The organism is Flavobacterium sp., from assembly GCF_046293665.1.
Taxonomy (GTDB): Bacteria; Bacteroidota; Bacteroidia; order Flavobacteriales; family Flavobacteriaceae; genus Flavobacterium.
The window spans coordinates 367,750-382,195 of the sequence record NZ_JBKBOL010000001.1 but is presented as its reverse complement, the minus strand read 5'-3'; the positions used below and the strand labels follow the sequence as shown (position 1 = coordinate 382,195).

The window sequence follows — 14,446 nt, the reverse complement described above, 5'->3', positions numbered from 1 at the left end:
TTTCAATTATGAATAAAACCCTTTTTTTATGGCTTTTTGTCACGTTGATTGTGAGTTCTTGTTCGTTTAAAAAGGACAAGTTTCCCGGCGATTCTTCTGCTGCCATAAACATTATTGCTGTAATTATTGATGACCAACTTTGGAATGGTGAAGTAGGCGACAGTATAAGAAATAAATTTGCCTCACCGGTTTTGGGTTTACCACAAGAAGAACCATTGTTTACCATCAATCAATATCCGGTAAAACTTTTCGAGGGCTTTTCTACGGATGCCAGAAACATTATCATCATCAAAAAAGACAATGAGACTAAGTTTGAAATCAAAGAAAACGAATTTTCATCGCCTCAAAATGCCGTTCATATTTCGGGAAAGACAACCGCTGAAATTTTAGAAATTTTAGAGGAAAATGCGCAGAGTATCACCCAAAAAATGAGAGCGATTGAGATTTTGCAAAACCAAAAAATTTTCAAAGATTCTTTATTGGACACCAAAAAAATCCAAACCAAATTTAATATCAATTTGTTGATTCCTTCCAAATATGAATATGTCATGCGCAGAAAGAATTTCATTTGGCTTAAAAGTGAAATTACCAGCGGCAACACCAGTATAATTATTTACCAAATTCCGTGGAATGGTATTAACCCAAACAACGCCGTCAATGATATAGTGAAAACCAGAGATTCTATAGGTAGAAAATATATTCATGGTTCGGCAGCGAGAACGCAAATGGTAACCGAAGAAGCTTATTCGCCTTATTTTTTCAAAACCACTTTGGCCGGTAAAAGAGCCTATGAAACCAAAGGAACTTGGCAAATGAAAAATGATTTTATGTCGGGACCATTTATCAACTATGCTATTTTTGATAAAGAAAATAAGAGAATATTGGTATTGGAAGGCTTTTGTTATGCGCCATCCAAAGAAAAACGAGATTTGATGTTCGAATTAGAATCTATTATCAAATCGATTCAATTTAAAAAATAATCCTCATGAATTTAGAATGGAAAATAAAGCGATTTGAGGCACTTTCTGCCAAAGAACTTTATGCTTTGCTGCAATTGCGCGCCGAAGTCTTTATAGTGGAGCAAAATTGCGTTTATCAAGACATTGATGGCAAAGATGAGAAAGCATTGCATTTGATTGGAGAAGACAAAGGAGAAGTTGTGGCGTATGCTCGATTGTTCAAACCCAATGATTATTTTGAACAGGCTTCCATTGGTCGGGTTGTAGTGAAAGAACATTCTCGTTCCAAAAAATTAGGACACATTTTAATGCGCGAGGCAATTCAAGTTATCAAAACGCATTTTGACCAAAGAAAAATCACAATTTCGGCCCAATTGTATTTGAAGAAATTCTACGAAAGTCACGGTTTCATTCAAACCAGCGATATGTATTTAGAAGATGATATTCCGCATATAGAAATGAAAAAAGAGTGATTATATTTTAGAAATCACCAATTCTACTCTTCGGTCATATTCTGCGCCTTTGCCCAGCGGAACGGTATTGCCATAGCCTTTGAAAGTCATTCTTTCTTTTGGAATTTTTTTCCAAATTAAATATTTGTAAACGCTTTCCGCTCTGTTGGTTGATAATTGGCGTTTTTTGGTGTCTTTGTCAATTGCTTCTTTTTGGTATGGCGGCGTACAACAAACATGTCCTTGGATTTCAAATTTAAGGTTTTTGTATTTCATCAAAAGTTTGGCAATTTTATCCAATTCAGTTTTCGATTTGAAAGTCAATTTGCTGCTTCCTCTTTCAAATAACACATCGTCTAAATAGATGTGGTCACCAACAATATGCTTTTTTTGAATGGAATTATAATAACCCGGAATTTCGATTTTTGGTAAAGGTTTCAAATTCAAAACCACATCAACACGACGGTTTTTAGAACGTTTCTCCGGTAGATTTTCAATGATGTCATCATCTATAAGAATTCTTCCCTTGCCTTCAATAGTGACGATGATTTTGCTTTTGATACCGCTTTCAATAAATTTATTCTGAATCTCGGCGGCACGCTTTGTGGAAAGTTTAAAATTATAGGCTTCCTTGCCAACGTCATCAGTATAGCCAAAAATCTCTATAGATTCTATTCTGGTGGAATCTGTTTTTCGGATAAAATCAACCACGTCTTTAGCTTGAACTTCATTCAAAGTAAACTTGTCAAAATCAAAATATACTGAATGAACTACTTCTTCTTGAGCATTTAAAAATCCGAATAAAAGTAACGGCAAATATTTTAGTAGCTTCATATTAAATTTTTAAAATCTTATTGTATTCTGTGGTGTTATTTAAGACTCCAATGGCTTTTTTGATTTCTAAGTTGCTTTTAGCATAATATTGATACAATCCTTCTTTGTATTGATATCGCTTGATGATTTCGTCTAAGAGCAAAGTCTTGATTTCTCTTTGGTTTTTGTCAATCAGGATTTCTTCACTTTTTTGTAATGCGGTCAAAAGTTGTTGGTATTCTGTATTAATGGCCGAATCAACTTGTTCTTTTTTGGCTTTTTCTAAGGTGTTTTTTAGGGCAATTTCAGTTTCTGTATTGAACTCAATTTTCTCGCGTTTTAAAAAAGCTTTAAAATCCGTGAAATCCGCATCGGTAATGGTTGGTATTTTATTGCCTAGCGTTGGGTTTTTATAATAGTAATGGGTTACATAATTAAAAATACCGTCATTTTTTTGTAAAGCGTCAGCAATTGCACTGGTTTTGGTTTCTTCGATTTCAACATCGGGTAAAACGCCGCCGCCATCAAAAACAGGTCTTCCTTTTTTGGTCTTGAAAGCATTAAAGTTTTTTTCCTCGTTGCGAGTTGCTTTCCCGGTTTTGTCTTTTTTGTTGTAATTCAGAGCCTGAATACATCTTCCGGAAGGCGTATAATATCTAGAAATGGTAACTTTAACCTGTGTTCCGTAAGTCATGTCAATCGGACGTTGTACTAATCCTTTTCCGAAACTTCTACTGCCTACAATCACCGCGCGATCTAAATCTTGCAAAGCACCCGAAACAATTTCAGAAGCCGAAGCACTTTTGCCATCAACAATTACCACTAAAGGAATTTCGGTGTCAATTGGTTCACGCGTGGTTTTATAAGTGTTGTTGTATTTTTCGTTTTTCGATTTGGTGGTCACAATAATTTCACCTTTTGGCACAAATAAATTACAAATATTTACTGCTTCATGTAATAATCCGCCCGGATTGCCACGTAAATCTAAAATGATTTGGGTTGCGCCATCGGCTTTTAATTTTTCCAAAGCTTCTTTGGTTTCAGAAGAGGCTTTTTTGTTGAATTGTGACAAGACAATATAACCGGTTTTGTCATCTACTTTTCCGTAAAATGGAACAGCTTTTACTTCGACTTCGTCTAAAATCAATTGTGTAGTTAACGGTTTTCCTTGGCGAAGATATTTGATGTCAACTTTGGTGTTTTTGGCACCTTTCAACAGTTGTGAAGCATCGTCTTTAAAATCAGCTAGCAATACATCTCCAATTTGGATGATTTCGTCACCGGCTTTTAATCCGGCTTTGTCTGCCGGAAAACCTTTGTACGGTTCTTTGATAATTAATTTGTCTTCTTTTCGGGTAATCAATGCGCCAATTCCGGTATATTCTCCGGTATTGTTGATCTTGAATTTAATAACATCTTGTTCGTTGAAATAATTGGTGTACGGATCCAAATCAGCCAACATTGTTTTGATGGCTTTATCCATCAGTTCAGCCGGATTGGTTTCATCAACGTAGTTTTGATTGATGGTTTTGAACAGTGTGGTAAAAATTTCTATTTGTTTGGAAATTTCGAAGAAATCGTCTTTAAAACTTACCCCAACAAATAGAAAAACACTTAATACTGTTGGGATAATATATCTTTTTTTGAATTTTGAAAACATGTTATTTATTTTTTCTTTTAAATCTTTTTCTAATGAAGAAAAACAAGACAACTAATGTAATAATAACTGGCCAATTTTCGATTAAACCAATCAAGAAATTTGAAATCCCGTTAAAACCCGAAACAATAGCATTTGCTATTCTTCCGCCATACGAAACGGTAGCTTTTCTTCCTTGGGCAACCGGTTTGTAAAATTCGATGTCGAGCGTACTCATAGAAACTTTGTTTTGAAGGTAACGCAATCGGCCTTCTTTGGCTTCAATTTCTTCTCTGATTTCGGAAAGTTGTCTTTCAATTTCAAGCATTTCCGAAACCTTATTGGCTTTTTTCAACAGCTCCAAATACCGTGCCTCTAAAACTTTTTTGGTCTTAATTCTTGAAGCCACATCAATATATTCTTCAGTAACATCTTGAGAAGATATGTCTTTTAAATCAAAATACTTTACACCTTTGGAAATATCAGCAATAAAAGCATCAAAATGTTGGTTGGGAATCCTAATGTTAATCGTTCTGGAAAATTGATAATCGTTATTCGCTTGGGAATCATTTTTGATTAAGGCGTTATATTTCTTAACTGCAGTCTGAATTTGACTGTAAGTTTCTTCCAAATTGTCAGATTGAAAACGCAAATTCCCTGATTTGATGATTTTGGTTTCAATGGCTTCTTCTTTGACAGGCGCTACTGGCAGCCTCATTTCTTTAACGGAAGAAGCCTCTTTTTTATCAGAATAACTATCATAGTCATCTGCCGCAACAGCAGTAGTATCTGCCGCTGCATAAACCATCATGTCGGCGGAGGCTTCGGAAGCATCGGCTTGTTTGCACGAAACAAACAACAATAAAAACACAGAAAAAATTAGAGAGACTTTTTTCATAATAAAGAGATTTATACTACTAAAACGCAAATAGTGTCTAATTTATTGTGTCTGTGGAAATTATATTGATTTTTTCTCTTCGGAAATAGCTCTGGCGAATTTTTCAAAAAGTTGTTTGGTCTTCTCATCGATTTCTTGGTAAGATAATTTATCGCTGGTTTGGTAGAAGAACATAAAGCAGTATTTTTTGTCCAAACTAGCAATCAATTGGGCTTTATTCAATCGGTAGCATTCTCTCAAAATGCGTTTGAAAAAATTGCGATCAACGGCTTTTTTAAAGTATTTTTTGGAAACAGAAACGCCTACTTTCAGAGGAACATCTTCTTCAAAATCATGAGCAACATAAACCAAACGCAACGGATATTTGCCTACTGATTTACCTTCAGAAAACAACAAATCGATGATTCTTTTGCTTTTAAGTTTTTCAGCCTTTGGATAGGAGAAATCCATTTGGTTTATGGGTAAGTTAATTGGAATTGAAAACGTTATAAACGAATTTGACTTCGTTATAATTGATGTAAATCTGCATTCGATTGCTTTCTTTTTTCTTGGTAATTATTAATATTTGGCAATTAGAATACCTATTGTCAACACACTCAAAAGGAACAATATTTACTTCTTCATTGTCCTCAATTTCGCCATAAGCTTTGATTTTAAAAGATTGTACTTCGGCAGAATTAATGAGAATTAAATCTTTTTTTGGATCTAAAGTGATTAAAACATTGGCAGCAACGAAATCAGACCATTCGTTCCAAGTTCCGTTACTTTTTTTGTCGGTAAAACTAACGCTGCTCGATTTGAATCGAATAGGTTGGGCATTACTTTTTTGAAAACCAAAACCAAAAGCAATCAAAAGCAATAGAATTTTTAAGTTCTTCATGGTGAAAAATATTTGCGGTAAATCTACAAATTCTATTCCAAAAAAAAGCGTCTCTACTGAGACGCCTATGGATTAATTTCTACTTAAAAAAATTATGGTGTTGTTTTCCTTTTTTACATCAGCCATCAAACCACTCGGGTCAATAGTGATTTTTTTGATGCTGTTTTTCGGTTTGTTTATAGATAAATTATAAGTTGGGAAAGCCCATGCCCAATCGCTAAGAGTAGTTCTTTTAATATTCGGATTTGGGTTTTCTTTTTCAAAACTCATCATGCGCAACGGAATGTAAAAACTTTCTTGAGTGCCATCGTTGTATTCCACTAAAATATCCATCGGCATTGGAATTCGGCCGATTCTTTCTAAAGTTACGTTGGTTGAATTGTTGTTTTCGCTAACCTCCTTTATTCCATAATCAATCTTGTTTACGGTTTGCGTCCATTCGGTCAAATACCAATCTAAATTGGCCCCTGAAACTCTTTCTGCTGTGCGTTTAAGGTCATTTGGTGTTGGGTGTTTGAACTTAAAATCCTCATAATAACGTTTTAAGGTTTTCATAGTGTTTTCTTCACCAATCAAATATATTAATTGTGTCCAAAACAATTCGCCTTTGTAATAAGAACAAGTACTGTAAACTTTATTATAACCAAAACGATCCCCATGTGTTGAAAGCGGTTCTTCTAATCCTGAATTGGCTAAATCAGTATAACTTTTGTAAGCGCCGGAAAAAGGATTTTTAGATTTGGTTTCTGCAATTTCATTTACGGCTAAATCTTCCACAAACGATGCGCCGCCTTCATCCATCCATGGATGTTTACTTTCATTAGAGGCTAAAACATGTTGGAACCAAGAATGCGCCATTTCGTGTGAGATTACACTGTTTACCAAACCATCGAGTGTGCCTTCGCCTAAAACAAGTGTACACATGGCATATTCCATACCACCATCGCCACCTTGAATTACAGAGTATTGGTCATAAGGATATTTACCAATGTTTTTGTTGTAAAAATCCATTAGTTGAACTGTTTTTGGTTGCGCTTTTTTCCAGGTATCTATAATTTTTGGATTGTTTTTGTACAAGAAGTGTAAAGTGGTGCCGAAATCAGTTTTTACCACATCATGAAGGTAATTTTTATCGGCTGCCCAGGTAAAATCAAGTACGTTTGGCGCCAGGAAATGCCAAGTTAATGTTTTTTGTTTCTTCGGAATATTGACTACAACACCATTGTCTTGATAACCAAAACCAATCTCGTTTTTGTTTTGTAAATAACCGGTTCCACCTAAAATATATTCTTTGTCGATTGTAATTTTGACATCAAAATTGCCCCAAACACTGTGAAATTCTCGAGCGATGTAGGGATCAGCATGCCAACCTTCAAAATCAAATTCGGCCATTTTCGGATACCATTGCGCCATTGAAAGCTCAACACCTTCCACGTTATTTCTACCAGAACGGCGTATTTGTACCGGAACTTGTCCATCAAAATCTAAAGTTAATAAAGTAGATTTTCCCGGTAAAAGCGGTTGGACCAAGTCGACTTCTAAAATGGTGCTGACTTCTTTGGTTGTAGCCAAAACGCCGTCTTGTTTAAAATTTGAGATTTTTAAAAAGCCAATTTCATTTGGCTTTAAAGACTTGAGTCGACTTTCTTTAATTTCCTTGCCTTCAGGAGTTTTGACTTTATGTACCATTCTTCGATCCGGATCCGGAATAGATTGCAGTCGAGCATCCATTTCGCTTCCCGGTTGAAAAGCATTGTTGAATAAATGGTAGTAAACCCGTTTTAAAGTGTCTTTTGAATTATTAGTATAAAGTAATTCTTGTTTGCCTTTGTATTGATAGGTTTTAACATCCATCGATACTTCCATTTTGTAATCAACTTTTTGTTGCCAATAACTATCAGTTTGGGCTAAGATTGTTGAGGTAAATAGTAAAACGGCAATGGTAAAAAGTTTGTTTGTCATGCTTTCTAAAAATTGGGAATTTTTTATTCTTCCCGTAAAAATTATAGTTTAGGTTCTTTTGGAATTTGTTTTGAAAGTTCTTCTGCCATTTTCAAAGCATTGTAAGCATTTACTATTTTTCCGGAAACACTTGCTTTTGAAAAAGGACGCTTTTCTTCATTTTCTCCTAATACAACCTCAAAATCCAATGGAGTTCCCGATTGCATAATGATTTGTTTTACTTGAGTCGCTTTAAGATTAGGATAATAGGAGCGAATTAGGGCTGCAACCCCGGCAACATTTGGCGAAGCCATTGACGTTCCTTGTTGGTACTTGAAGTTATGGTCTTCAACGGCGGCATAAATTCTCACACCCGGCGCAAAAACATCAACATTATCAGTACCGAAGTTGGAAAAATTAGCGACTACTTTTTCGCCGTAATTGTAGTTGATAGCGCCAACTTTAATCACATTATTAACCAATTCATTTTTTTTGTCTGCAGTGTCTTCGGGATAATTGGGTTCAACATCTACATCTTTTCCATCATTTCCAGCGGCAAGAATGATTAAAACATCTTTGCTTTCTGCGTATTTCATGGCTTCCCAAACCCATTCTTTGTGTGGAGAATAGTCTTTTCCAAAACTTCCGTTGATGATTTTGGCACCATTGTCAACAGCATATCGAATGGCTAAAGCGATGTCTTTATCATATTCGTCACCATTAGGAACTGCTCTAATTGGCATAATTTCAACATTAGTCGCTACACCATCACCTCCGATTCCGTTGTTTCTTACTTGGGCAATGATTCCGGCCACATGCGTTCCGTGAGAAGAGTCTTTTCTTTCTTTGGAATAGACGATATTATTACCGTATTTTTTATCATTTATGTCTTCAGGATTATCACCAACCGGTTTTCTTCCGTCGAATTCTTTGTTCAAATTATAGTTTAATCTGTCGTAAACATAATCTTTGTATTCCTCTAAGCTTTGGTGGAATTTTTCACCGGCATAATCAGCATAAGACAACATAATTCTTTTGCTTTTGTACAATTCATATTTAACTGAAGAAATATTATTTAAGTCTTCTATGGTGTAATTGTCTTTTTTTAAATGTTCTCGGATTGTTTTATCAGCACTAACCAGCAAATCAACGGTTTCTTTTTCTGGAAAAACTTTTTGGTATTCTGCGTCATATTCTTTTTGGGCTTTTTTATACATTTCAGAACCATCATCACCTTTTCTTAAATATCTAACCAATTCTAAAGTTTCATTATTCGAATTGCCTAAAAAATTCCAACCGTTAACATCATCAACATAACCATTTTTGTCGTCGTCTTTGCCGTTTTTTGGAATTTCCTTTTTATTGGTCCAAATTACCGATTTCAAATCGGGATGACTGATGTCAACACCAGAATCAATAACGCCTACAATCACTTTGTTGCCTTTTTTGTTATTCAAAAGTTCCGCGTAAGCTTTGTCAACACTCATCCCGGGAATAGAATCTTTTTCTAAATCAAGATGACTCCAACGTTTTTCTTGCTCTTCGGTTAATGGGTTTTTTTTATAAGATTTTGTTGGCACTATCTCTTGAGCAGAGAGTGACATTGTAGCCGATAATAAATATATATAAGTTAATGTTCTCATTTTTAATGAATTGATTTTTTAGTAGCGGTAAAAATAATTTCTTTTTACACCAACAAAAAAAGGATTAACAATAATTTAGTAACGGTTCAAATACCAAGCCGAATCGAATAGCTTCAAAATTATGTTACTCAAAAATATAAAAAGTCTTGAGTGAAAATAATTTAACGCTTTCAATTTTAGTGAATTTCTGAACTCTTTATTTATTGTTTATCCCTTTTCTGGGTTAGCCTTTGAGGTTCTTAAGTTGATGTTGTTTTTGACTTATTTTCTCTCATTATTAGCTGGAGAAAAACAGCCGTTGATGCCGATTTTTGTCTTTTTTCATTTTGATGTTGATGATTGAAGCTCCGATGATTTTGTGTTTGGCTGATAGACTGTTGATGAATTCAATCTTATCAATTCGCCCCGAATGAATACCTCTGACAAATTTCCTGGAATAGGGAGTTTGTCTTTAGTTGTGTTTTGCGAACGCGCTGCAAAGCCAAGTAATGAGCTGGCTATCGCATAAAATAATAAAGTTTTTCGTGACATGATTTAAACAGTTTAACGTGTCAATAATTGACATATCAAATATGTGTTTAAATTGCTAATTTGTTACTTAAGGAAAAGTTAAAAGTATTATTTTTTACAGTTGGCACTAATTTTTTTCAGAATAGTGTTTACCGTTTCAATCTCTCCAGCAGAAATGCCTTCTAATGCCTTGGCTCTATTTTTTACGACTATTTTATAAACATCATCCAAAATTTTGTTTCCAGAAGCCGAGATTTTGAGGTTCACTTTTCTTCTGTCATTTGGATTAATCTCTCTATGCAGAAAGTTGGCTTTAAAAAGTAACTCTACAATCCTAGTGATGGAGGCATTGTCTTTAAAAACTTTTTCGGCCAGTTCGATTTGGGAGGCATTTGGATTTTCTTTTAAACATTTTAAAACCAACCATTGGTCAATTGTGATTTTTAAATCATTAATTTTCAGTTGATTTTGAGCATACATTCTATAGGTTTTTATGGCTTCCTCAATATTATAAAAGATGACAGAGTTTAGATTTTCCATATAGAATTTTTAAAAATGATTTAATTACAAAATATCTTCTACTTTGAAAACATCTTTCAAGCGAATCCCTTTTTCTGTATTTTCTACCGTAATGATTTGGTTGTGGGCATCGTGTTCCAACCACAAGTAATAATTATTTTCAAAGGCCGCATGAAGGAACTTTGATTTTTCAGGCATCGTTAAAAGTGGCCTCGTGTCATATCCCATCACATATGGCAAAGGCAAATGTCCCGCTGTCGGAATCAAATCCGCACAAAAGACAATGGTTTTATCTTGGTATTGAATATGCGGCAACATCATTTTTTCAGTATGACCATCAACGTAAAAAATTCCGAATCCCAATTCTTCAGAAAACCCAAAATCGCTTTCCGGTCTTTTGATAAAATTGAGTTGTCCGCTTTCCTGCATGGGCAAAATGTTTTCCGAAAGGAAAGAGGCTTTTTCTCTTGGATTAGGTTTTGTTGCCCATTCCCAATGGTTGTCATTCGTCCAAAATTTAGCATTTTTGAAAGCCACTTCATAACCGGTTTTGTCCTTGTTCCAGTTTACACTGCCACCACAATGGTCAAAGTGCAAATGCGTCATAAAAACATCGGTCACATCATCACGATGGAAACCAAATTTGGCCAAAGAACCATCTAAAGAATGATTTCCCCAAAGCGAATAATACCCAAAAAACTTCTCGGATTGTTTGTTACCCATACCGGTATCAATCAAAATCAGACGATTGCCATCTTCAATTAGCAAGCATCTGGCGGCAATGTCAATCAAATTATTGTCGTCAGCGGGATTGGTCTTATTCCAAATGGTTTTCGGTACCACGCCAAACATCGCACCGCCATCGAGTTTAAAATTTCCTGCTTCTATTGGATATAGCTTCATGTGTAGAATTTTCTTCAGTTAATTTTGAAAATGGTTTGCAAATTACTAAAAATCCGTTGCTTTTAATTCCTCAAAATCATTTTTTTCTATTCTTAAATTAGTTATAAAAATGCTTTGAGATGCCGAAAAAATAGATATTTGTGTTAACTTTGCCCTTTATTTAGACAAAATCAAAATAGACATGATCAAAGTTTCAGATACAGCCAGCAAAAAAATCATCGATATGATGAAAGATGACGGTTTTGATGCAGCCAAAGATTACGTGCGAGTAGGCGTAAAAAGTGGCGGTTGCTCGGGTTTGTCGTATGAATTAAAATTCGACAAAGAACTAGGCGAAAACGACAAAGTTTTTGAAGACAACCATGTGAAAATAGCCGTTGAAAAAAAATCATTTTTATACCTAGCCGGAACTGTTTTAGAGTTCTCGGGCGGATTGAACGGAAAAGGATTCGTGTTCAACAATCCTAATGCATCACGTACTTGCGGATGCGGAGAATCATTCTCACTTTAGCATAAAACTATGGCAAAATATACAGAAGACGACTTAAAAGTCGAACTCGAAAATAAAGAATACGAATACGGTTTCTACACTGATTTAGAATCGGAGACGTTTCCTATTGGGCTCAATGAAGATATCGTTCGCGCCATTTCTTTGAAAAAAGAAGAGCCGCAATGGATGACTGATTGGCGTATCGAAGCGTTTCGTGCTTGGCAGGAAATGATTGAACCGGATTGGGCAAACGTACATTACGAAAAACCCGATTTTCAGGCGATATCGTATTATTCTGCACCCAAAAAAGCGGATCCGAATAAAACCTTAGATGATGTAGATCCTGAATTATTGGCGATGTACAAAAAGTTAGGAATTTCGCTTGACGAACAGAAAAAAATGAACAATATCGCCATGGATATTGTGGTCGATTCAGTTTCTGTTGCAACGACTTTCAAAAAGACTTTAGCCGAAAAAGGCATCATTTTCATGAGTATTTCCGAAGCGATTCGCGAATATCCTGATTTGGTCCAGAAATATTTAGGAACGGTTGTGCCACAAAAGGATAATTTTTATGCCGCTTTGAACTCAGCTGTTTTCTCAGACGGTAGTTTTTGTTACATTCCAAAAGGCGTTCGTTGCCCGATGGAATTATCAACCTATTTCCGTATCAACCAAGCCGGAACCGGTCAGTTTGAAAGAACGCTTTTGGTTGCCGATGAAGACAGTTATGTTTCTTATTTGGAAGGTTGTACAGCGCCAAGTAGAGACGAAAATCAATTACACGCAGCGGTTGTCGAACTAATCGCTTTAGACGGTGCCGAAATCAAATATTCTACTGTTCAAAACTGGTATCCAGGCAATAAAGAAGGCAAAGGCGGTGTTTTCAACTTTGTAACCAAAAGAGGTTTCTGCGAGAAAAACGCAAAGATTTCTTGGACACAAGTCGAAACCGGTTCGGCTATTACTTGGAAATATCCTTCAGTTATTTTGAAAGGGGATAATTCCATAGGAGAATTTTATTCGATAGCCGTAACCAATAATTACCAGCAAGCCGATACCGGAACCAAGATGATTCATTTGGGTAAAAACACCAGATCAACGATTATTTCCAAAGGAATTTCGGCCGGAAAATCACAAAACAGTTACAGAGGTTTGGTGCAAATAGGCGCAAGAGCGGATAACGCCCGTAACTTTTCGCAATGTGATTCGTTGTTGATGGGTAATAATTGCGGAGCGCATACTTTTCCCTACATAGAAAGCAAAAATTCTTCTGCGAAAATTGAGCACGAAGCCACCACTTCCAAAATTGGTGAAGACCAAGTGTTCTATTGCAACCAACGCGGAATCCCAACCGAAAAAGCCATTGCGTTAATCGTAAACGGTTTCAGCAAAGAGGTTTTGAACAAGTTACCCATGGAATTTGCCGTGGAAGCGCAAAAATTATTGGAAATCTCGCTGGAAGGAAGTGTTGGGTAATTTGAAGATTAACCAATTTGAAGATTTGAAAATGATTTCAATCTTCAGAGAGAAAAATATAAATAAGAACAAATAAAATGAAAAGAAAATCAGGAAGTGAATAAAGCCATTTTCAAATTTTCAAATTTTCAAATTTTCAAATCATGTTAAAAATAACAAATTTACACGCAAGTGTTGAAGATAAAGAAATTCTAAAAGGAATCAACCTAACGGTAAATGCCGGAGAAGTACACGCGATTATGGGACCAAACGGTGCCGGAAAAAGTACGCTTTCTTCCATCATTGCCGGAAATGAAAATTACGAAGTAACCGAAGGCGAAATCCTTTTGGAAGGCGAAGATATTTCAGAATTGGCGCCGGAAGAAAGAGCACACAAAGGCGTTTTCTTGTCATTCCAATATCCGGTAGAAATTCCGGGTGTTTCGGTGACTAATTTTATGAAAACTGCCATCAACGAAAGTCGCAAAGCCAACGGTAAAGAAGAAATGCCGGCCAACGAAATGTTGAAATTAATCCGCGAGAAATCGGAATTATTAGAAATCGACCGCAAGTTTTTATCGCGTTCGCTAAACGAAGGTTTTTCGGGTGGAGAAAAGAAAAGAAACGAGATATTCCAAATGGCCATGTTGGAACCTAAATTAGCCATTCTGGACGAAACCGATTCAGGTTTGGATATTGATGCTTTGAGAATTGTAGCCAACGGTGTCAACAAATTAAAAAACGAAAACAACGCGGTGTTAGTAATCACGCATTACCAACGTTTGTTAGATTATATCGTTCCTGATTTCGTTCACGTTCTAATGGACGGAAAAATTGTAAAATCAGGTGACGCTTCATTGGCACTTGAGCTTGAGGAAAAAGGATACGATTGGATTAAAGCAGAAATGGTTTAAAATTAGTTTCAAGTTTAAGGTTTCAAGTTATTATGGCGACAATAACAAAATTCGAAGATTTAGAAATTTGGCAGGAAGCCAGGAAACTTGCAAAAGAAATTTATTTAATTTCTAAAGAAACAGATTTAAAGTCTGATTTTAGGCTTAAAGAACAAATTAAAGCTTCCGCAGGTTCTGTAATGGATAATATTGCAGAAGGATTTGAAAGAGATGGGAATATTGAATTCCGTCAGTTTTTATCCATAGCGAAAGGCTCTGCGGGAGAATCAAGATCACAAATTTATAGGCTTTATGATTATGAATATATTTCAGAAGAACAGTTTATAGATTTAAAAAATAAATATGAAAACTTAAGTGGTAAGATTAAAAACTTCATTACTTATTTGAACAAAAAGGATTTCAAAGGCAACAAGTTCCAATAACCTGAAAC

The 14,446-nt window shown here is 35.5% G+C and carries 16 protein-coding genes; 6 read left to right on the top strand and 10 right to left on the bottom strand.

Features of this window, described 5'->3' with window-relative positions; genetic code table 11:
* The first annotated feature begins 8 nt into the window (after positions 1 to 8).
* Both ACK4R1_RS01715 and ACK4R1_RS01710 read left to right on the top strand, forming a co-directional pair.
* On the top strand, positions 9 to 980 hold the full coding sequence (locus ACK4R1_RS01715; protein ID WP_409682763.1) for a DUF4837 family protein: 972 nt from the start codon (positions 9 to 11) through the stop codon (positions 978 to 980).
* A 5-nt stretch (positions 981 to 985) separates the two neighbouring features.
* Positions 986 to 1,432 (top strand): GNAT family N-acetyltransferase, encoded by a 447-nt coding sequence (locus ACK4R1_RS01710; protein ID WP_409682760.1) that lies wholly within the window; start codon positions 986 to 988, stop codon positions 1,430 to 1,432.
* On the opposite strand, the gene ACK4R1_RS01705 is transcribed toward ACK4R1_RS01710, so the two are convergent.
* The 10 genes from ACK4R1_RS01705 to ACK4R1_RS01660 all read right to left on the bottom strand — a co-directional run bounded on the left by ACK4R1_RS01705 (position 1,433) and on the right by ACK4R1_RS01660 (position 11,154).
* Positions 1,433 to 2,245, bottom strand: coding sequence for an OmpA family protein (locus ACK4R1_RS01705; protein WP_409682757.1), 813 nt, complete (start codon positions 2,243 to 2,245; stop codon positions 1,433 to 1,435).
* A gap of 1 nt (position 2,246) precedes the next feature.
* Positions 2,247 to 3,884: a S41 family peptidase gene (locus ACK4R1_RS01700; protein WP_409682754.1), complete on the bottom strand. Its 1,638-nt coding sequence runs from the start codon at positions 3,882 to 3,884 to the stop codon at positions 2,247 to 2,249.
* A 1-nt stretch (position 3,885) separates the two neighbouring features.
* Entirely contained in the window at positions 3,886 to 4,758 is an 873-nt protein-coding gene (locus ACK4R1_RS01695) for a DUF4349 domain-containing protein (RefSeq protein WP_409682751.1), read from the bottom strand.
* Between the two features lie 60 nt (positions 4,759 to 4,818).
* The gene (gene rnpA / locus ACK4R1_RS01690) at positions 4,819 to 5,208 is read right to left on the bottom strand and encodes a ribonuclease P protein component (RefSeq protein WP_409682748.1); all 390 of its coding nucleotides are present in this window, start codon (positions 5,206 to 5,208) and stop codon (positions 4,819 to 4,821) included.
* Between the two features lie 16 nt (positions 5,209 to 5,224).
* Complete coding sequence (locus ACK4R1_RS01685; RefSeq protein ID WP_409682745.1) at positions 5,225 to 5,638, bottom strand: hypothetical protein; 414 nt, start codon at positions 5,636 to 5,638, stop codon at positions 5,225 to 5,227.
* A 72-nt stretch (positions 5,639 to 5,710) separates the two neighbouring features.
* The gene (locus tag ACK4R1_RS01680) at positions 5,711 to 7,600 is read right to left on the bottom strand and encodes a M1 family metallopeptidase (RefSeq protein ID WP_409682742.1); all 1,890 of its coding nucleotides are present in this window, start codon (positions 7,598 to 7,600) and stop codon (positions 5,711 to 5,713) included.
* A gap of 41 nt (positions 7,601 to 7,641) precedes the next feature.
* Positions 7,642 to 9,222, bottom strand: a complete 1,581-nt coding sequence (locus ACK4R1_RS01675) for a S8 family peptidase (RefSeq protein WP_409682739.1) — start codon at positions 9,220 to 9,222, stop codon at positions 7,642 to 7,644.
* A gap of 321 nt (positions 9,223 to 9,543) precedes the next feature.
* A complete protein-coding gene (locus ACK4R1_RS01670; RefSeq protein WP_409682736.1) occupies positions 9,544 to 9,753 on the bottom strand; it encodes a hypothetical protein in 210 nt (69 codons plus the stop codon).
* Between the two features lie 87 nt (positions 9,754 to 9,840).
* Positions 9,841 to 10,272 carry a MarR family winged helix-turn-helix transcriptional regulator gene (locus tag ACK4R1_RS01665; protein WP_409682733.1) on the bottom strand — a complete coding sequence of 144 codons (432 nt, stop codon included), beginning with the start codon at positions 10,270 to 10,272 and terminating at the stop codon, positions 9,841 to 9,843.
* Positions 10,273 to 10,296: 24 nt separating this feature from the next.
* Complete coding sequence (locus tag ACK4R1_RS01660; protein ID WP_409682730.1) at positions 10,297 to 11,154, bottom strand: MBL fold metallo-hydrolase; 858 nt, start codon at positions 11,152 to 11,154, stop codon at positions 10,297 to 10,299.
* Positions 11,155 to 11,335: 181 nt separating this feature from the next.
* On the opposite strand from ACK4R1_RS01660, the gene ACK4R1_RS01655 reads away from it, so the two are divergent.
* From ACK4R1_RS01655 to ACK4R1_RS01640, 4 genes are all read left to right on the top strand, one after another.
* Entirely contained in the window at positions 11,336 to 11,665 is a 330-nt protein-coding gene (locus ACK4R1_RS01655; RefSeq protein WP_409661241.1) for a HesB/IscA family protein, read from the top strand.
* Between the two features lie 9 nt (positions 11,666 to 11,674).
* Complete coding sequence (sufB, locus tag ACK4R1_RS01650; protein ID WP_409682727.1) at positions 11,675 to 13,123, top strand: Fe-S cluster assembly protein SufB; 1,449 nt, start codon at positions 11,675 to 11,677, stop codon at positions 13,121 to 13,123.
* Between the two features lie 143 nt (positions 13,124 to 13,266).
* Positions 13,267 to 14,016 (top strand): Fe-S cluster assembly ATPase SufC, encoded by a 750-nt coding sequence (gene sufC, locus ACK4R1_RS01645; RefSeq protein ID WP_409682724.1) that lies wholly within the window; start codon positions 13,267 to 13,269, stop codon positions 14,014 to 14,016.
* Between the two features lie 32 nt (positions 14,017 to 14,048).
* The gene (locus tag ACK4R1_RS01640; protein ID WP_409682721.1) at positions 14,049 to 14,438 is read left to right on the top strand and encodes a four helix bundle protein; all 390 of its coding nucleotides are present in this window, start codon (positions 14,049 to 14,051) and stop codon (positions 14,436 to 14,438) included.
* Positions 14,439 to 14,446 lie beyond the last annotated feature (8 nt).

Coding starts and splice junctions, on each gene's coding strand:
- ACK4R1_RS01715 (WP_409682763.1), top strand. CDS start 9: ATGAATAAAACCCTTTTTTTATGGCTTTTTGTCACGTTGATTGTGAGT.
- ACK4R1_RS01710 (WP_409682760.1), top strand. CDS start 986: ATGAATTTAGAATGGAAAATAAAGCGATTTGAGGCACTTTCTGCCAAA.
- ACK4R1_RS01705 (WP_409682757.1), bottom strand. CDS start 2,245: ATGAAGCTACTAAAATATTTGCCGTTACTTTTATTCGGATTTTTAAAT.
- ACK4R1_RS01700 (WP_409682754.1), bottom strand. CDS start 3,884: ATGTTTTCAAAATTCAAAAAAAGATATATTATCCCAACAGTATTAAGT.
- ACK4R1_RS01695 (WP_409682751.1), bottom strand. CDS start 4,758: ATGAAAAAAGTCTCTCTAATTTTTTCTGTGTTTTTATTGTTGTTTGTT.
- rnpA (WP_409682748.1), bottom strand. CDS start 5,208: ATGGATTTCTCCTATCCAAAGGCTGAAAAACTTAAAAGCAAAAGAATC.
- ACK4R1_RS01685 (WP_409682745.1), bottom strand. CDS start 5,638: ATGAAGAACTTAAAAATTCTATTGCTTTTGATTGCTTTTGGTTTTGGT.
- ACK4R1_RS01680 (WP_409682742.1), bottom strand. CDS start 7,600: ATGACAAACAAACTTTTTACCATTGCCGTTTTACTATTTACCTCAACA.
- ACK4R1_RS01675 (WP_409682739.1), bottom strand. CDS start 9,222: ATGAGAACATTAACTTATATATATTTATTATCGGCTACAATGTCACTC.
- ACK4R1_RS01670 (WP_409682736.1), bottom strand. CDS start 9,753: ATGTCACGAAAAACTTTATTATTTTATGCGATAGCCAGCTCATTACTT.
- ACK4R1_RS01665 (WP_409682733.1), bottom strand. CDS start 10,272: ATGGAAAATCTAAACTCTGTCATCTTTTATAATATTGAGGAAGCCATA.
- ACK4R1_RS01660 (WP_409682730.1), bottom strand. CDS start 11,154: ATGAAGCTATATCCAATAGAAGCAGGAAATTTTAAACTCGATGGCGGT.
- ACK4R1_RS01655 (WP_409661241.1), top strand. CDS start 11,336: ATGATCAAAGTTTCAGATACAGCCAGCAAAAAAATCATCGATATGATG.
- sufB (WP_409682727.1), top strand. CDS start 11,675: ATGGCAAAATATACAGAAGACGACTTAAAAGTCGAACTCGAAAATAAA.
- sufC (WP_409682724.1), top strand. CDS start 13,267: ATGTTAAAAATAACAAATTTACACGCAAGTGTTGAAGATAAAGAAATT.
- ACK4R1_RS01640 (WP_409682721.1), top strand. CDS start 14,049: ATGGCGACAATAACAAAATTCGAAGATTTAGAAATTTGGCAGGAAGCC.